This is a genomic window from Ruegeria sp. H9, assembly GCF_056532915.1.
In genome coordinates, this window is record NZ_JBQFNX010000001.1 from 173,162 (window position 1) to 191,679 (window position 18,518).

The following is an 18,518-nucleotide window of genomic DNA, read 5'->3' on the forward strand; positions in this document are numbered from 1 at the left end:
TCCGAATTCGGGAACGACTGCTCGCGGCCGAAGCGCTAAAGAAGGTGGAGGAGAAATGAAGCATTATGTCCCTGTAAATGACCATGCGCATTTGACCGAAACCACGTTGGCACGACCCAAACGAGACCATCAGATCGAGATCATTCTTTGCGAGGGCGGAGCGGAAGCATCGGCAGATATGCTGGTTGATTTCTATCGTGCCCTGAATGAACTGAACGAAGGCCATACATACATTACAAATATCCGCCCCATTGCCGACGGTGCTGCGGGCGGACCCTTGCACTGGGCCGGGCGAACCGCGATTTTCTGGGGGGATATCTATAAAAGCTGGCCTCTGACACCGTCGGACAAAACCTGGATCGCCCAAGTATTGAACCTGTCCTACCGATCAATTCTCGTTGGCGGTGCAGTGTTTCTTCTCGCCCAGACTAGTCGCGCAACCAAGCGGATTGCATCGGTTCACCCCAACTTTTCTGCCGCAGCGCAAGAGGTTGGACTGATCGACGTCGGTTCGGGTACATACTGGTCCTCAGATAGCCGCACCCATAGCGCATCAACCAGATTGGGCACGTTGCGTTTGTTGTCCGATTTTGTTGCCTTTGATCACGGCGAGCATCTTGCCGAGTCAGTACGCAGCTATATCGGGTTGGCCGACAGGCAAACTACATGCGCAAGCCAACTGGCATCTCGATTGATCAGACGTTCAAAAGCCGACCCGATGGTGCGACAGGTTGTTGAAAAGATGCAGAACAATCTAGAGGATCCGCTTAGGATACCGGAACTTGCGATGGCGCTTGGTACATCAACGCGCCAGTTACAGCGGCGGTTTCTGGACAGAACGGGTGTAAAACTGCTGACAACGTATCGGGAACTTCGCCTAGAACGGGCCTATGGCCTGCTTCAATTTACCGAGATGACCTATCTTGAAGTGGCGACCGCTACGGGCTTTTCTTCCACAAGTGCATTGGTGCGTGCGTTCCGGGATCACTATGATGCATCGCCTGAAAGTGTACGAAATCGGCGATTTGCAGGCAAAACTCAGGCTGTTTAGCTTGATCGTGTGAATCGACAGCGCAGTCGAATGCGGTTGATACCACACTGGGCCTGAACTTTTGGCATTCACCACTCATGAGGTTGACGACAGATACGATTGTTAGTCCAGTTAACAATGCTTTGCCACCGGTTCAATTAATGACCCGGCCACATCCTCAATTGCCGTCTTACAGACAAGCTCGCAGCTACTCGCTGGCCAATTGTTGTCGTAGGACCACTCGCTTGTGATCTGCGAAGTTGATACGCTGGTGTTTCGATCGATACGATATTGTACGGGCCGGTTATCCATCCAGGTCCGCACTGGGAAAAGAGAGCATGAAACCTAGGAATTTCGTTCCGAAAGGGGCCGCGACGTTCGACATCGATTATGACGGATCATCCAACGAGATCTATTTTCTGTTGCTGCCGAAACTCACCATGCTTGCCTTTAGCGCAGCGGTTGAACCGCTGAGGATCGCCAATCAGGTCACCAACAAAGAGCTCTACAAGTGGTTTCTGATCTCTGAGGATGGGAACCCTGTTCGATGCTCCAATGGAGTCGAAATAGCAGCTGACTTGGCTCTGCATAATTTGCCGCGATCATCCAGATTGTTTGTGTGTTCAGGGATCGAACCATCGGAAAGCATTAATTCAACGATCCTTTCGTGGATCAGCCGTCAGAAAGCGTTTGGCTGCAAGCTTGGTGGAATTTGTACCGGCGCATTTACGCTGGCCAAGGCAGGCATGCTGACCGGCAAGAGGTTCACACTGCATTGGGAAAACCAACCCGCCTTTGTTGAACACTTCGAACACCTGACACCATCGGCTAACCTGTATGAGATTGACAATGATCTGATGACCTGCGGTGGAGGTAACGCGGCAACCGACATGGTACTGGACATGATTGAAACCGACTTCGGAAAGGATCTGGCCATCATCGTCTCGGACATGTGCATCCACTCACGATCCAACAATCAAAAAACGCTCCAGAAATCCGCGTTTTCTGTCGCGTTGGGCAGTCGGAACCAATACCTGATCAACGCCATCCAGATCATGCATGAGAATCTGGAAGAGCCTCTGGATATCTCTGAGATCGCCAAGATCGTTCAGATTTCTCGCCGACAGTTGGAGCGGCTGTTTCAAAAGTATGTCGAGGTTTCCCCGGTACAATTCTACATCGAGTTGCGTGTGGCGCGCGCCTACGCGTTGCTAAGCGAAACAGAAATGACCGTTGCTGAAATTGCGGCCGCCACGGGTTTTGGCAGCGCGACCCAACTGACAGTTCGGTTCAAGAAACGATACGGCGCAGCGCCGACCTCATTCAGGCGAGGCTGGTCGGGACAGAACGATTGAGAGATGCCGTGCCGGTGGACCCGGCTGCGATCGTACTCTACCAATCAGGGCTAGAGTCTGAGTTCGCCCCGCTCGGATAGCACCTGTAATCTGGGAACATTAACCGCCATGGAATTGAACCAACCCGAACTGCGCCAACTTAGGCGGTCATTCCACAGACACCCCGAATTGGGCTTCAATGAAACGAAAACCAAAGCCAAAGTTGCGGCGCTGCTGCGTCAATACGGGCTTGAAGTTCATGAAGGCGTGGGCGTGGTGGGTATCCTCAGGGCCGATCAAGGCAACCGCGCGATCGGATTACGCGCAGATATGGACGCGCTACCCATTCAGGAAGCCAGCGATCATGATTACGTGTCACAAAATCCCGGCATTATGCACGCCTGTGGCCATGATGGTCACATGACGATGCTGTTGGGCGCAGCAAAGACTTTGTCCTCGAATCCCGGTTTCAGCGGCACGGTGGTGTTCCTGTTTCAACCGAATGAAGAGCTTGGACTGGGGGCCAAAGCGATGCTGGACGAGAATGTCTTGACGCGATTTCCAATCGAAGAAGTCTACGCCATACATAACCTGCCTGGGGCACCCGTCGGGCAGATGTCGACCCGAACCGGTTTAATATGCACATCGGAAAGCCTTTTCGAAATTACGATCAATGGGCAAGGCGGCCATGCGTCCATGCCGCAGTCTGGACGTGATGCGCTAACCGTGGGGGCAGAAATCGTTCTGGCGCTTCAGACAATTGTCGCACGCAAGCTGGCCCCGGGCGCCGGGGCGGTTGTGTCAGTGACCGAATTTCTGACCGACGGGCAGCGCAACGTTCTACCTGGAACGGCAACGCTAAAGGGTGATGCGCGGGCTCGCAGCCCTGAAGATCGAAACAAGATCGAAGAACACATGCGCAAGATTGCACATGGCATCGCATCCGCCCATGGCGTCGAAGTCCAAGTGGATTTCAAAACCGAATTCATCGAAACAGTCAACGCACCGATCCCGACCGAGGCTGCCATCCGCGTCGCGCAGCTATCCGGGCTGGACACACTTCCCAATCGTCAACCGATGAGCTTTTCAGAGGATTTCGCGCATTTTTGCAAAGCCGTACCCGGCTGCTTTATCCTATTGGGCAACGGTGAATCCGGCTCCAACGGTCAACCGCTGCATTCGAACGACTACGATTTCAACGATGCGTTACTGCCGATCGGCGCGGAATTCTGGGCAAATCTCGTGCGCGATAGGCTTCCGCTTCAAGACGAAGACTGAACGGGGCCCAGCAACATAGCACCTTCGAACGGCCGTCAGATGAATGATCTAGGACGGCCGCTCACACTATAATTTGGACCTTACCCTTGCTAGAGCCTGATGCGGAATGCCGCAAACCCATCAGCGCCTTCACCGGCATCCTCGATGGTGACGCCTTTGACTTCGCCCATGTAGTCGCGCGCTTTTGGACCAGTTTCAAACAACACGGTAGTGTCAGAAAGCGGCGCGAACGACCAGTTTGCATCGGCCTTGGGATCGATTGTTCCTTGCTCGACGATATACCGCACGATCACGTCGCGGTTGGTGTCAGGGGCTTCGAACACGACGGTATCACCCATTGCGCCCGGGAAAGAGCCGCCGCCCGAAGCACGATAGTTGTTGGTGGCAATGATGAACTCCATGTCGTCCGTGACCGCCTCACCGTTGAAGGCCAAATCTACGATACGGGCTGCATCCGGGTTGATCTCTTCCCCCTTGGGTCCAAAGCGCGACGGTTGCGATAAGTCGATCTGGTAGGTCACACCGTCCATCACGTCGAAATTGTAGGAAGGGAAGTCCGGGTTTAGCAAAATCGCATCCTCGGATCCCGCCTCGATCTGGTTGAACATACCCGCCGAGCGTTCCAACCAACCCCGAACCTGAGCACCGTTCACGCGTACCGCGCGCACGGTATTGGGATACAGGTAAAGATCAGCCACGTTTTTGATCGCAACATCGCCCACCGGAACATCTGTGTAATAGTCCGGGCCGCCGCGACCCCCGGCCTTGAACGGCGCTGCAGCCGATAGAATGGGCAGACCTTCATGTTCGGTGCCCTTCATCATCTCTTCGACGTACCATTTCTGCGCGATCGAGACGATTTGTACCGATGGGTCATCTGCGACCAGCGCAAAGTAGCTGTGCAGCGGGGCCGATGTCTTGCCGACCGCCCTGCGTACATAAGCCAGTGTTTCGTCGTGATCTTTCGCGACCGAGTCCAGCACCTTCTGATCGTCGCCAACAAGTGCTGTGATCGAACGGTCTTCGTTTCGCTTTGAAATCGGGCGCGCCTCGGACGTTGTCGTCACAACCCGCCATTCGTTTCCGTCGCGCTCAAGCAGCATGTCCAGCAGGCCAAGATGTGACCCCCAAAATCCGCCCATCACCGCCGGTTTGCCCATCAAGGTCCCCTTGTCGACATCAATGCCGGGACGATCAGCAAAGGTAGCGGACGGGAATACGAGGTGATTGTGCCCGGTCGCCAGCGCGTCGATGCCATCGACCCCTGCCAAAACGACCGACGCATTTTCCATTCCATCAGCGTGATCCGCATCCCCAATGCCGGAATGCGACAGGGCAATGATCAGATCACACCCTTGTTCTTGCATCTCGGGTACGTAAGCCTGCGCCGTTTCGACTATGTCACGCGCCTGCACGTTGCCTTCCAGATGCTTGCGATCCCAGTTCATGATCTGAGGCGGAGTAAATCCGATGACACCAACCTTGATCGGATGCTTGCTGCCATCCCCCATTTCAATCTCACGCTCAAGGATGGCATAGGGCTTCACCAGAGTCGTATCATCGCGGGGGGACGCCCCAGTCTCTTTTGCAACATTGGCCAGAACAACAGGGAATTCTGCACCAGCAAGCGCTTTTTCAAGGAAATCTAGGCCATAGTTGAACTCGTGATTGCCCAAAGTGGCAGCGTCATAACCAACAGTATTGAAGGCAGTGATGATCGGATGGCTGTCGCCTTCTTTCATGCCACGTTCATAGGCGATATAGTCGCCCATCGGATTGCCTTGCAGAAAATCTCCATTATCGACGAGCAGCGAATTTGTCGCCTCGGAACGAATCTCATTGATGATCGAAGCGGTCCGCGACAGCCCGACAGTATCGCGCGGTTTGTCCGCATAGTAATCGTATGGGAACACGTGAACATGGATGTCAGTGGTTTCCATGATCCTCAGATGCGCCTGATTGTTGGCCGCCGCCGCCGAAAAGGGATGCAAGGTGATGGCAGCAGCGCTGGCGGTCGTAGTGGCAAGAAACTGACGGCGCGAAATCAAACTACGATTGGAATAGGACATAAGGCACCTCTCAGGTTTGTTATTCGACGCGTGTTCTGGATGCTTTTCACAACAAGGGTATGACAGTGAAGATCTTTGCATCAAACATGCCGAACTTGGGGGTAGGATCCTAAAAGCCTATTGTATTGAATTGCACAGTCCAAGCCACTTTACGCACCAAAGGCGATTGCAGTGAACTGCCCGCATCGTCAGGCCTTCCAACCGATGGATGGCGGTTTCCGCGAGAGCGATGGCTGAGAGACAGACAGCGGTCAAAGCGCGTCGCAACGCGCATTAGACCCTTGAGCCTGCCGGACATGATCTCGACGCGGTTTTGCCGTCTGTACCGACGCTTGTCATATTTGACCGGGGTCTTGCGCGGACCATAATCGGCAGGAGCGGCACGTCAGCGCATATCATTGTGAATGAAAAAGACTATTTCTCTCAGTACACACCTATCGTCGAACCGGGGCTTTCTAGGCGACTTCGGGATGAAGGGTCTAGGCGTGCTATCTGCGCGTCAGCCAGCCGATGAACTCAATCATGATTTCAGTTCAATTTTCCAATCGGGAAAAAAGTGAAAGCTGCAAGTGAATGGATTCCGAACTTGACGAAGTTACAATGGCCAAAACTGTTTGCAAAGCAAATACCCATTGCCTTTTCCACCAAAGCAACTAGTAGAGACGCGACTTCGTATTCGGGCCCCCTCTGACTTTCCTGCGCAGACTTAGATAATGAGCGATTTTGTCATGACACAGACATCACTGGACAACCTGCTACACAAACTTAATGCGAAGCAGGCTGTGATCGGGATTGTTGGACTGGGATATGTCGGACAGCCCCTGGCCCTCAGATATACCGAAATTGGATACCGGGTCATTGGCTTCGACCTGGATGCCACAAAGGTGCAGGACTTAAACTCCGGTCACAGTTCGATTGAGCATATCGACGATGCCCGCATCACAGCGGCACGGGAAAATGGGTTCGAGGCTACCACGGATTTTTCGCGTATCGCTGAGGCGGATGGCATTATGCTTTGCGTGCCAACGCCACTCAACAAATATCGCGAGCCAGATCTGAGCTTTGTCACCGATACGTGTGACCAAATATCAGATCATTTGCGTCCGGGTCAGGTTATTGCGCTGGAAAGCACGACTTATCCAGGCACAACCAAAGAAGAAGTTTTGCCTCGGCTTGAGAAAAATGGACTTGAGGTTGGTGAGGATCTTTTTGCTGTCTACTCACCCGAACGCGAAGACCCCGCCAACCCTGATTTTACGACTAATACAATCCCAAAAGTGGTCGGCGGACATACAGAGGCTTGCCTGAGGGCGGGCATCGCGCTTTATGAGCACGCGATTGATAAGCTCGTACCGGTAAGCTCGACCGAGACTGCCGAGATGACAAAGCTTCTGGAAAATATCCACCGGGCGGTAAACATTGGCCTCGTGAACGAGATGAAAATCGTTGCTGACCGCATGGGGATCGATATTTTTGAGGTTATCGACGCGGCCGCGACCAAACCCTTCGGGTTTACGCCTTACTATCCGGGTCCGGGACTTGGAGGGCACTGCATCCCTATCGATCCATTTTACCTGACCTGGAAAGCACGTGAATACGGCATCAACACACGCTTCATCGAATTGGCCGGTGAAGTGAACACGGCGATGCCGGAATATGTGTTTGGCAAACTCGCCAATGCGCTGAATGATCGCAGCAAAGCGATTCGTGGCAGTAAAATCATGGTTTTGGGCATCGCGTACAAAAAAAATGTCGACGACATGCGAGAGAGCCCTTCTGTCACCTTGATGGAGCTGATCCGAGACAATGGAGGAGACCTCAGCTACTCGGACCCCCATGTGCCCGAATTTCCCACGATGCGGGAACACTTCTTTGAATTGTCATCTGAAACCCTTACCCCTGAGGTTCTGTCGGAGCAGGATGCAGTTATTCTGGCGACCAATCACGATGCCTTTGATTATGAGTTGATCAAAAATCACGCGAAGCTCCTCATCGACACCCGCGGTAAATACCGTACCTCTGAGCAAAATATTGTTCGTGCTTAAATGAAACTGCGACCGGCTTTGCCGAGCAGGGCCGGAACACCTGGCGGATGGTACTTAGGAACGGCTGTCGCTCGTATGACCGCTTACGCGGGACCAAAACTCTGAATGGTTTGACGGTGTCCTAAGCGCTGGATGAATGCGCTTAGAATTGGACCCGCAAGGCAAAAATGTCGGCACTTTCCTGCCATTCCAATCAATTCATCGGTACGAACACCGCCTAAACAATTGGCGGCGCATGAAACGCGCGTTGTTCCGGTGCAGGTAGGCAGATATAGTTGCGGGAAATGTCAGGCCGCCTTCGGGTACAGGAAGATTGGCTGTTGACGAGTTCCAATTGTGAGCAATCAAGGGCCAAAACGCGTGAGCTTGAAAAACCGCAACACCCCGCCTCAGCGCCATGAGCTGCGAAAGGTGCGTAATCAGGGGAACAGTTTCCTGGCGCTTGCCTTCATTTTCAGCGTTTTTGTCAATCTGCTTATGCTGACCGGACCGCTGTTCATGCTGCAAGTGTATGATCGGGTCCTTGGGTCACGCTCGGTCGAGACTTTATCAGCGCTATTTCTGCTTGTCGCGCTGCTTTATGCGCTGATGGCGATGTTGGACTATGCGCGCGGCCGAATTGTGGCTCGGTTCGGAGCGCGATTTCAATCAGCACTCGATGAACGCGTGTTTGAAGGGACCATGCGACGCGCATTGTTCCCACAGGTTCGATCAGCACCTGCGACTGCATTGCGAGATCTAGAATCGATCCGTGCACTATGTGCCTCGCCCGTTTTGTTGGCGGTGATGGACATCCCTTGGACTCCAATCTTTGTGGCTGCAATTTTCCTGTTCCACCCGTTGCTAGGCTGGTTGGCCGTCGCAGGCGGAACGCTTCTGGTTGTTATCGCCCTACTAAACCAAGCGTTGACCCATCGCAAAGTGGCAGATGCTCAAATCGCCTCTGCCAAAGCAAATGCATTTTCTGAACACGCCAGACAAGCTGCCGAGGTCGTCAGATCTCAGGGCATGCAGGAAGATGTCTCAAAACGCTGGTTGAACCAACGCACCGAGGCGCTTTCTCAATCCATATCCGCAAGCGACTGGACCGGCAGCTTTACTTCGTTGACCAAGTCTCTGCGGCTGTTTTTGCAATCCGCCATGCTGGCGCTTGGCGCGTTGCTGGTTCTGCGCAACGAAATGACGCCCGGTGCTATGATTGCTGGCACGATCCTTCTAGGTCGCGCTTTGGCTCCGGTCGAAATGGCGGTGGGTCAATGGTCGATGATCGAACGCGCGCGCACGGCATGGATTAACCTGAACACATTTCTTGATTCAACGCCCCCCGAGGCGTCGCGCACCAAACTGCCCGTTCCCAAAGCACATCTTGTCGCAAAGGGCCTGACGGTGATCCCTCCGGGCGCGAAGACACCGACGCTACGGAATGCGGCACTTGAGTTGCGCCCCGGCACAGCTCTGGGTGTGATTGGTAAAAGTGGGTCTGGCAAAACAACCCTAGCCAAAGCGTTGTTGGGCCTTTGGCAACCGGCGGCAGGGGAAATCCGTTTGGCCGGCGCTACACTTGATCAATACGACCCTGATGATCTTGGGCAACATATTGGCTATTTGCCACAGCAAGTGACCCTCTTTAACGGAACGGTTGCTGAAAACATCGCCCGGATGTCACAAACCCCTGATCCCGAAGCTGTAGTTGCCGCAGCGAAAACAGCCAATGCGCATGAGCTGATTCTGGGGCTTGAGAAAGGATACGATACCTTCCTTGAGGGCAATGACAGCCAGCTTTCCGGTGGGCAGAAACAGCGGATTGCATTGGCGCGCGCTCTCTATGGCAATCCGGTATTGTTGATTCTGGATGAGCCAAACTCGGCCCTGGATGCAGACGGAACCCTCGCCCTGAACAACGCGGTCCGCGAGCTCAAGAGCGCGGGCAAATCCACGATCATCATGACGCACCGGCCTCAGGCGATCTCGGAATGCGACGATCTTGTCGTTGTCGAGAAGGGCCAGATCGTCAAATCCGGTGGGCGCGATGAAGTTTTGAACACGATGGTCCAAAATGCCAACGTTATCAAAAGGCACCTGAACAAGGTGGGTGAATAATGGCAGACAAGAGTTCACGTCCCGTTTGGAGTATTAAAGCGCCCGCTTTTGTCGGCCTTTTGGCTCTGGCAGTTTTGATCCTGGGACTGGGATTATGGAGCGTCCGCACTGAGCTGGCCGGTGCTATTATCTCGCAAGGTGTGATCGAAGTTCAGAGCAATCGTCAGGTCATCGAACACCCCGATGGTGGCGTTGTAGGCGAGATATTCGTACGTGACGGTGACGCAGTGGCGCGTGGGGACATGATGCTGCGGCTTGACGATACGTTTTTGGCCTCGGAGCAAACGATCGTGGAATCTCAGCTATTTGAGTTACTTGCCCGAAAGACCCGGCTAGAGGCTGAACGGGATGGTGCGAACGCAGATACGTTAAAGCAAAATCTGCAAGAGCTCAAAGCCCGCGAATCGATCGACGACGATCTGTTGGAAGGCCAACAACGTCTGTTCAACGCCAGGTTGGAAACGCTGACCCAGCAGATCGACCAGCTTGGGAAACAGAAGATACAGATCCAGAACGAGATTGAGGGGACGCAGGCGCAATTGGCGTCACTGAATACTCAGGTCGAATTGATCAGAACGGAGCTCGAAGATCAGCAAGGTTTGCTTGATCGCGGCCTGACACAGGCCAGCCGCGTTTCTGCATTGCAGCGGGAAGAGGCAAATCTAACAGGGCAAATTGGCAGCCTCGAATCCACAGTTGCGCGACTGACAGGCCAGATCGCTACGACCGAAATTCAAATTGTTGAATTGCAGGCCACGCGGCGCGAAGAAGCCATCACCGAGCTTCGGGATGTGCAGTCTCGCGTTGTAGAACTGGCAGAACGTCGTCTTTCCCTTTCCGAGCGTTTGTCGCGTCTAGACATCCGTGCACCCGTCGCTGGCACAGTTTACGACAGTCAGGTTTTTGCCATCCAGTCTGTGATCCAGCCGGGTGAGCCGATGATGTATGTAGTACCGCAGGATACGCCCTTGTTGGTCGCAGCACGGGTGGATGCGTTGCATGTGGATCAGTTACATCGCGGACAGGAAGTCGCCCTGCGCTTTCCCGCATTCAATCAACGCGACACGCCCGAGCTGAATGGCCGTGTGATCAATGTCTCAGCAGATTCATTCACAGATGAGACAAGCGGCTTTACCTTCTACCGTGCTGAAGTTGTGCCTGACGAAGGACAACTGGACCGTTTGAATGGCCAGGAACTGTTGCCGGGTATGCCTGTCGAAGCCATGATCAAAACTGATGAACGCACTCCGCTTTCTTACCTGGTCAAACCATTGGCAGATTACTTCTACCGCGCGTTTCGAGAATAGCACCGGTCACGCAGTCTCATTCAAACTGCCTCGATATTGCCAAGCAGTATTGAGGTCATGTCGACCGACAGATCACTATCAACAATAGTGACCTCTGCTCCGGTTTCGTAGGTGACGTTGCTGCGTGAAATTCCGGATAGATCCGCATTTGCATCCAGAAAAACCCACTCAGCGTTGTGCGCAGAAGGCTGGCCAACCGCAACCTGAAGAATTGCCAGTGCATCCAACGCGTTTACCGATCCATCCCGGGTGATATCGGCCGCGATGTAATTTTCGGCCGTTGCCGGACCCCATGTCGGATCAAGTCCAACCGACATGCGCAAAACCTGCAATGCATCCAGCGCTGTTATCTCGCTGCTTGCCGTTGAATACGATTTAATGATGTCCAATTGGCCGGGAAACGCGCCGTCTGGTAGATCCAGATCAAATTCACCTTGTGCATTTGCCTGCGCAACAATTGCAGACCCTCCGTCTGGGGTGAACCGGATTTCAGCATTTCCCAACGCTGCGTTTGGAGTCGTCGAATTCAGCGTGAACCCACCAGCTACCCCGTCTGATGAGTTGTTATCCGGCCCGCTACCCAGATTGACAGGAATATGATCGGGACCACCAAACCCTGCGCCGAATACCTGCTCAGTTGTCAGGGAGGTGCCATTAGCTGAAACAAGTTCTATCGTTTCGTCGCGATAAGCGATTTGGGCGCCTCGAGCGGTGGAAGTGAAATCCAACTGCGCTGGGGTGCGCAGAAAAGGATAATCGGTCAGATCCAAACGATCGGTGCCGGCCTGAAAGTCCGTGATCACAGTCGGGCCACTTGTTTGACGGATCACAAAGATGTCCGCGCCAGCACCACCCGTCATGGTCGTGGAACTAGTGCCCGTAATCAGCATATCGTCCCCTGCTCCGCCGTCCAGAATAGTGTCCAGTACACCGCCTTTTAGCATGTCGTCCTGCGCGGTACCGGTTACTGTACCGAAGCCTTCGACAACAATTCCAAGGTCGGCAATCGATACGCTCAACTGAGTGAGCCCTGCATCCTGTTGAGATGATACAAATATCTGCAGCTCATCCCCCATATGCGCAACGCTGATCGTTTGGACATTTTGCAATCCACTGTCCAGGGTATCAGCAAAACTATCCATATGGATGAGCTGCCCGTCCGGCGTCATTGTAAACAGCGTGATCCCATCATCCCCGCCCCCAGCCACCACGAAAACCCGACCATTAACTTCAAGAATTGAAAGATCCTGTACGGCCCCAAACCGGGTATGCAGGGTGTCCAGAATATGATCCGTCGGTTTTAACTGCCCGCTGGCGCCCAATTCCATAACGCTTAGCGAATTGCTTTGCGATCCGGCCACAACAATCCATGACTTTCCATAGGCTTGAATTGCCTCAACCGCCGTAGGAGAACTGATGCCCAGCGTTTGGATATCGTCATTACCGGCAACCTCAGAGAGCACGCCGCTGCCTTGATCGATCGAATATGACGAGATTGTTCCACTGGTTGCATCTGCGCCGACTATGAAATGATTCGACCCCGATTGCAGGGTCTGAAGCGTACTGGCAGACGCGTTGATGCTATGCGCCGGGCTCAGCGATCCATCACCATTAATACTGTAGGTGCCGATCTGGCCTGTGTCCTCATGCGCAAGCGCAAGCAAGTCGCCAGCGCCAATCGTCACCTGAACCGCTGCAGCGATATCCCCGCCGCCAGTCAAGGCATTGGTTTCTTGCAAGGCACCGATAGTGCCATCCGCGTTTAGTTGATAACCCACAAGCCCTGTGGCAGTATCGACGTCGAGGACCAGTTGATCATTGCCCGCCAGATGAATCGGGGTTCCGCTGTGCCCGACCTGATGGGCAATCGAGGCATCGAAATATTGTTGGTCCTGTTCTTGTGGGCCAGCCCCCTCCACAAGGCGCCAAGACACGAGCCCTCCCCCGGATCCGCTCGTGCTGTAAAGATACGTTTCCCCGTTAAACGTTTTTAAAGCCGTATCGCCGATACCTGAATCGAGCGCTGCGGTCCCCGTTGCCACCACTCTTTCGAACTGAAGCATCATCGCCCGTTACCCCCTGCCACCCCTGGCAACACATACAGGATGAAACGATGTTCGGTTCTGAACCAGAACAGAAATGTGGTGAAAACAAGGACTTCAGTTCCAGATTAACTCAAATTTTTCGCAGCGGTCGAATGGCTCAGAAGATCAAACCACAGACCAGATCGGCCGAAAACAGCATATCACGCAACGACCAGCGTCCATCTAATGAGAGGGCAAAATGACCAAAGATACCGTTTCGACCAATAAATCGACCACGGACGCCGGGCCCGATGCGCAACGTACGCGCCATATCCGCAAATGGTTCGACAAAAAACTTCAGCGATGGGTAGGACGCGGGGTTGCTGGCGGCCTTGGCTCGACACTATTCGCATTACCAGCTCTTGCGCAGGCCACCAATGAACAGCTTGCGTCTCATCAGTTTGCTGAGTCAATTCCGGGCGTTCGGGTGGCAAAGCTGCTTTCGAATGGCGACGTGCAGCTGAAACTGACAGATGGGCGGACGATTGTTGTCTCTGCCGAGAACGTACAGATTCTGGAAAACGGCACCATAATGGTTGCAGATGAAGTCGTCGGCGAAATTGCACAATTAGGTCTAGCCGCAGAGGCCGCAGGTGCGACCGCAGCGACCGCAGGTGGCGTAAGCGGTGCCGGGCTGGCCTTGGGCGGGTTGGGAATAGCCGGTGCTGCAGCTGCCGGTGGCGGAGGCGGCGGCGGTGGAGACAGCGACGATGAAACTGATGCCGAACCCACCGTTACCCCCTCACCTCCTCGACCGCCCAGCCTGAACCTGGCTGAGCTGCAATCAAACGCATTGAGCAATCTCAGCAGCCAAACAACAGCGCCGGATGGAACAACGACTGTCGAAGTTACCATCGGATCGGTGACAAAATCAGTCACTCCTGCAGGCGACGGAAGCTGGAGCGTTTCACTGACGCAGGCCGAGGCAGCGGCCCTGCCTCAGGGGATCTCGGATGTTTCCGTGCGCCATCTGGATGGTAGCGGGATGGAGCTATCGGCTGAAACCGCAAGGTTCGATGTTGATACCATTCCGCCGGTCCTGACCATCGATACATTCTCGGCGGGTGCGGTAATGAATGCTGCAGAACAAGGCACAAATCTCGAAATCTCTGGCACAACGGATGCCGAGAATGGGCAGACCGTAACGGTAGCGATTGGTGGACAATCCTATAGTGGCACCGTTTCGGGCGGCGGCTGGAGCGTTTCGGTGCCCGCTTCAGATCTTACCACGCTGCCAGACGGGTCAAGCGTCACGGTGACGGCTGATGTATCGGATCGCGCTGGGAACCCAGCAGCTCAGGCCAATGGAAGTTTTGACACTGATCTGACCGCGCCTGATCTGACACTAAACCCAGTGGGTGGCGGTTCAATAGATCTGGCCGATGTCGTTGGGGATCTTGTCTTGTCGGGCACGACCACAGCTGAAAACGGCCAGATGGTCAATGTATCATTCGACGGTCAGGATTACACGGGTTCTGTATCGGGCGGCAGTTGGTCAGTGACGATCCCGAATGCCGATTTGTCTGGTTTGACTACCGGTGTGCCCGCATCCGTTTCAGTTGCCGTCAGCGACACAGCAGGCAATTCGGCAACACCGATATCGGTATCCGTTCCGGTCGATCTTACGGGCCCATCAATTGCAATCACTCCCTTGTCGGTCGGGGCTATCCTGAATGCGGTCGAAACCGGATCTGACCTGGTCGTAAGCGGGACAACAGGGAACGTAACCGACGGGCAGCAGGTAACAGTAACCCTTGATGGGCAGACTTATACCGACTCGGTCTCGGGCGGCAGTTGGAGTGTGACAATCCCCAGCGCCGATCTCATAGCGCTTGCCGATGGTGGAGACTTCAATATCACGGGCGACGTGACGGATGCCGACGGCCTTGTCGCACCGCAAGTCAGCGTCAACTTATCCAAAGATGTCACCGCCCCAACTCTGAGTATCGACAGTTTTTCGGGCGGAGCGGTTTTGAATGCTGCGGAACGTGGTACGGACTTGACCATTACGGGCACTACATCCGCCGAAGATGGTCAGACAATCACCGTAAATCTGAACGGCCAATCCTACACTGGACAGGCTTCAACCGGGGGGTGGTCGGTGAGTGTCCCCTCGGCGGATTTGGCGACGCTACCCGATGGAGCTACGATCAGCGCGATAGCGGATGTATCGGATGCCGCCGGCAATCCGGCGATACAGGCGACCAACAGCTTCGACACGGACTTCTCCGCCCCGTCGCTCGCCATATCATCACTCTCAGATGGAGCAGTAGTCAACCTGACCGAACAAGCAACGGATCTGGTGGTCTCGGGAACTTCTGATGCGGCCAATGGTACGCAAGTTTCGGTACAGATCATCCAATCCGGAGGTGCGGTTCTGACCGGCGGAACCGCCACTGTAAATGGTGGCATCTGGACATTCACAGCGGCTGCTGCAGATTTGAGCAGCCTGCAGGACGGGCAAACGTATGACGTGAACGCCTCAATCACGGATGCGGCTGGCAACACGAATGCTGCGACGACCAGTTTCAGCACCGACCTCAGCGCACCAACAATTGCATTGAACCCGCTTTCGGTTGGATGGGTTCTGGATATCGTTGAACAGGGAACAGACCTCAATGTGTCGGGGACAACAAATGCCGAGGACGGGCAGATTGTAACGATTAGCCTTAATAGCCAGACCTACAGTGCGGTGGTTTCTGGTGGCTTGTGGAGCACAAGCATTCCTTCGGCGGATTTGGCCAGTTTGGCCGATGGAGGCAATTTTGCGGTCACGGCATCGGTTCAAGACGCCGCAGGAAACCCGGCAACCGATGCGACAACCATGTTGGCCACGGATTTCAAACCTATCCTCTACATCGATGATGTGGGTGCCAATAGTGCCGTGTCGCTGATCGATGCACAAAACACTGGAATGACCGTATCAGGCAGTTCCGCGGGCCTGTCTGCCGGACAAGCGGTCGATCTCACGCTTAACTCGGTCTCGCTTGGTTCGGCCACAGTTGCAGCCGATGGGAGCTGGACCCTGTCCGCGCCTGCTGCAAGCTTTGCCTCGATTGAAGCGGGAGACGCCCTCGATTTCGAAGCACAGGCGACAGTCGCAGGCGGCCCCGATCCTGACCCGGTGTCCGAACAGGCAATTGCTCATGTTCCGGCGGCCTACACCATCGTTGAAGCCGGTCGCAGCGGAACGACAGTGACGTTCGAGGTCTACGCAGATTCCGATCGCGATATCTCAAGCGGTCTGGCCTTTACCGCCGAGCTGGGGTTCGATCCTTCGGTGGCGACCTACGATAGCGGCTCCGAGTCAGAAAACCCTGACTTCAATCTCTTTCTGGCTAACCCGAATGGAGGTTCCGCAATCAGTTTCGCGGGCGCGGCCACGAGCTATGGGGATTTATCGCAGCCTGTGGTGACATTTACCATGACAGTTCAGGACGCGAACCAACCCATCGTCTTGACGTTGACCACTCCAGACGGAGGGCCATCACAGCTCCATCTCGGCACCGGTGGGAATGATACCATTACGGGCTCGGATGTTGATGATGTCATCCGCGGCAACCAGGGCGACGACACCATAGATGTGTCCGGGGCAGGTCGAGACGTCATCGTTTTCGAAGCTGACCCATCTTCAAATGGCATTGATACGATCAATGGTTTCACACTGGGCCCAGCAGCCAGCGTTTCTGACGCCTTGATGTTCCAGGGGTTGAATACCACATCGCTTCGCGGCAACGGGACCGGTGTCGAGACCTTGGTGGCCGGCAGCACAATTGGTGCCAACACCGGGTTCGTCGGGCTGGAGACCACGCTTTCGGACCTTGATCTGGATACAATCACTAGCGCAGCCGAAAACCTGAATGGTGCTCAATCAGGTGATGAGATGTATCTGCTGGCAACGGACGGCACTGACAGCATTCTGGTCAAGGTTGACTACTCTGGCCCAGATTCGGCGTCGGTCGAAGCGCTTGCACAGTTCGATGGCCTTTCCAATCTGAGCAGTTTGTCCGACGACAACATCCTGATCACTGACCCAACTGGCGCTTCAGCCTAAACGGCTCACGTAGCTTGGGGCGATGCACAAATGTAGCCTCGCCTCTTCAGAACAAGAGGATCACATGGCAGAGAACGGCCTTTTCCCAGTCAGCCTTGTACGGCACAGGAATCGATTCTGGCGCCGGTTCACATCATACCAATTTGTTGCAGAGATGGACGCCTGTCCTATCGTCATCTCAGAAGTTCCGCAAATTGCCACATCTTTTCCGATTGTGTTCCTGTCAAACCAAACAGGTTTTTCTCCCGTCGCACTATTCTCAGTCATCCCGGAAATGGCACCGCCTTTCGTCGACCAAAACGGTCGCTGGCTTGCGCCTTATGTGCCCTCAGCGTTGCGTTGCTTTCCATTCCAGGCAGAAGCCTCAAAAAAGGGCGACTCTCGGTCACGTCTGTTTGTCGACGAGGATTCAGGGTTGGTAACACATGACCCTAAGGACCAACCATTTTTTACAGTGGACGGGCTTTTGACGCAGGATCTCTGCCGTGTGCGCCGCTTTCTGCAAAATCGCCTGGCCTCGGCAAACAAAACGGACCAAGTCTGCTCTTTGATCGCTGAAATGGGTCTGCTTGTACCACTGGACGAACAGAATGGCGTCACTTTGACCGAGGGTTACTGGGGCGTTGATCCAATTCTGCTGGAACGATTGCCCGAGTCTTATAAATTGGCCCTGCTTTCCAGCGGCGCGCTACGGTTGATTCACGCTCATCAAGTATCCCTGTCGCATTGCGTTTGGCTGTCCAGTGCACAGAGCCAATCAGGCACGAGGAGTTCAGAACAAAACGACACCTTTGGCGGATTCATGACTGCACTTGCTGAAGAGGTTCGGCACGGACAATGCAAGGAGGGCGCGATCCATGCAATGGGTTAAGCTCGGGCTTGGAATCCTTGGCATAACAGCGGGGTTACTGTCAGTTTCAGCCTGCACCTCAACGCCCAACCTAGCCGATGTCGAGACATCTTTAACGCGAGGAACGACCGGAGCAAGCGCAACAGCACGATCAAAACAACTTTCAAAGAACGCTTTTGACCAACAAGTGCGACAGGCTGTTCAGAGCAGTTCGATTGTGGCACGAAGTGGGTCCAAAACAAGGACAATCCAAGCTTACCAGAATGCCGCTGGCGGTGCATTCTTGGCTCAGGCCTTATTGGGGTTGATAGCGCGGCCCGTTCAGACGAACTCCAATAGTAGTGAAGCGCCCCCTTACTGGCGGGTA

10 protein-coding genes and 1 pseudogene are annotated in these 18,518 nt (G+C 54.4%); 8 read left to right on the top strand and 3 right to left on the bottom strand.

Annotated elements, in window-relative coordinates:
* Positions 1 to 55 precede the first annotated feature (55 nt).
* The 3 genes from ACR0CZ_RS00880 (at position 56) to ACR0CZ_RS00890 (ending at position 3,642) form a co-directional block, all read left to right on the top strand.
* Positions 56 to 1,051 (top strand): helix-turn-helix domain-containing protein, encoded by a 996-nt coding sequence (locus ACR0CZ_RS00880; RefSeq protein WP_170394573.1) that lies wholly within the window; start codon positions 56 to 58, stop codon positions 1,049 to 1,051.
* Between the two features lie 317 nt (positions 1,052 to 1,368).
* Positions 1,369 to 2,385, top strand: coding sequence for a GlxA family transcriptional regulator (locus ACR0CZ_RS00885; protein WP_170394570.1), 1,017 nt, complete (start codon positions 1,369 to 1,371; stop codon positions 2,383 to 2,385).
* A gap of 108 nt (positions 2,386 to 2,493) precedes the next feature.
* A complete protein-coding gene (locus ACR0CZ_RS00890; RefSeq protein ID WP_480537139.1) occupies positions 2,494 to 3,642 on the top strand; it encodes an amidohydrolase in 1,149 nt (382 codons plus the stop codon).
* A gap of 89 nt (positions 3,643 to 3,731) precedes the next feature.
* Here ACR0CZ_RS00890 and ACR0CZ_RS00895 read toward each other — a convergent pair whose 3' ends face one another.
* Both ACR0CZ_RS00895 and ACR0CZ_RS00900 read right to left on the bottom strand, forming a co-directional pair.
* The gene (locus tag ACR0CZ_RS00895; protein ID WP_170394564.1) at positions 3,732 to 5,711 is read right to left on the bottom strand and encodes a bifunctional 2',3'-cyclic-nucleotide 2'-phosphodiesterase/3'-nucleotidase; all 1,980 of its coding nucleotides are present in this window, start codon (positions 5,709 to 5,711) and stop codon (positions 3,732 to 3,734) included.
* 244 nt (positions 5,712 to 5,955) lie between these two features.
* Positions 5,956 to 6,069, bottom strand: a pseudogene (locus ACR0CZ_RS00900) (IS5/IS1182 family transposase); the annotation flags it as partial.
* Positions 6,070 to 6,424: 355 nt separating this feature from the next.
* Here ACR0CZ_RS00900 and ACR0CZ_RS00905 point away from each other — a divergent pair.
* From ACR0CZ_RS00905 to ACR0CZ_RS00915, 3 genes are all read left to right on the top strand, one after another.
* Entirely contained in the window at positions 6,425 to 7,756 is a 1,332-nt protein-coding gene (locus ACR0CZ_RS00905; RefSeq protein WP_480503043.1) for a nucleotide sugar dehydrogenase, read from the top strand.
* Positions 7,757 to 8,116: 360 nt separating this feature from the next.
* Positions 8,117 to 9,856, top strand: coding sequence for a type I secretion system permease/ATPase (locus ACR0CZ_RS00910; RefSeq protein ID WP_170394562.1), 1,740 nt, complete (start codon positions 8,117 to 8,119; stop codon positions 9,854 to 9,856).
* On the top strand, positions 9,856 to 11,163 hold the full coding sequence (locus ACR0CZ_RS00915; RefSeq protein ID WP_170394559.1) for an HlyD family type I secretion periplasmic adaptor subunit: 1,308 nt from the start codon (positions 9,856 to 9,858) through the stop codon (positions 11,161 to 11,163). The genes ACR0CZ_RS00910 and ACR0CZ_RS00915 overlap by 1 nt, the downstream gene beginning before the upstream one ends.
* 20 nt (positions 11,164 to 11,183) lie before the next feature.
* On the opposite strand, the gene ACR0CZ_RS00920 is transcribed toward ACR0CZ_RS00915, so the two are convergent.
* Entirely contained in the window at positions 11,184 to 13,097 is a 1,914-nt protein-coding gene (locus ACR0CZ_RS00920) for a M10 family metallopeptidase C-terminal domain-containing protein (RefSeq protein WP_480503041.1), read from the bottom strand.
* A gap of 349 nt (positions 13,098 to 13,446) precedes the next feature.
* Between ACR0CZ_RS00920 and ACR0CZ_RS00925 the strand changes: the two genes are divergently transcribed.
* Together ACR0CZ_RS00925 and ACR0CZ_RS00930 are read left to right on the top strand one after the other, a co-directional pair.
* On the top strand, positions 13,447 to 17,301 hold the full coding sequence (locus tag ACR0CZ_RS00925; RefSeq protein ID WP_170394553.1) for an Ig-like domain-containing protein: 3,855 nt from the start codon (positions 13,447 to 13,449) through the stop codon (positions 17,299 to 17,301).
* 64 nt (positions 17,302 to 17,365) lie between these two features.
* Complete coding sequence (locus ACR0CZ_RS00930) at positions 17,366 to 18,172, top strand: SapC family protein (RefSeq protein WP_170394550.1); 807 nt, start codon at positions 17,366 to 17,368, stop codon at positions 18,170 to 18,172.
* Positions 18,173 to 18,518: the final 346 nt, after the last annotated feature.

Bases quoted from the DNA above. Each gene is read 5' to 3' on its own strand.
- ACR0CZ_RS00895 (WP_170394564.1), bottom strand. From the start codon at position 5,711: ATGTCCTATTCCAATCGTAGTTTGATTTCGCGCCGTCAGTTTCTTGCC.
- ACR0CZ_RS00890 (WP_480537139.1), top strand. From the start codon at position 2,494: ATGGAATTGAACCAACCCGAACTGCGCCAACTTAGGCGGTCATTCCAC.
- ACR0CZ_RS00930 (WP_170394550.1), top strand. From the start codon at position 17,366: ATGGCAGAGAACGGCCTTTTCCCAGTCAGCCTTGTACGGCACAGGAAT.
- ACR0CZ_RS00885 (WP_170394570.1), top strand. From the start codon at position 1,369: ATGAAACCTAGGAATTTCGTTCCGAAAGGGGCCGCGACGTTCGACATC.
- ACR0CZ_RS00915 (WP_170394559.1), top strand. From the start codon at position 9,856: ATGGCAGACAAGAGTTCACGTCCCGTTTGGAGTATTAAAGCGCCCGCT.
- ACR0CZ_RS00925 (WP_170394553.1), top strand. From the start codon at position 13,447: ATGACCAAAGATACCGTTTCGACCAATAAATCGACCACGGACGCCGGG.
- ACR0CZ_RS00880 (WP_170394573.1), top strand. From the start codon at position 56: ATGAAGCATTATGTCCCTGTAAATGACCATGCGCATTTGACCGAAACC.
- ACR0CZ_RS00905 (WP_480503043.1), top strand. From the start codon at position 6,425: ATGAGCGATTTTGTCATGACACAGACATCACTGGACAACCTGCTACAC.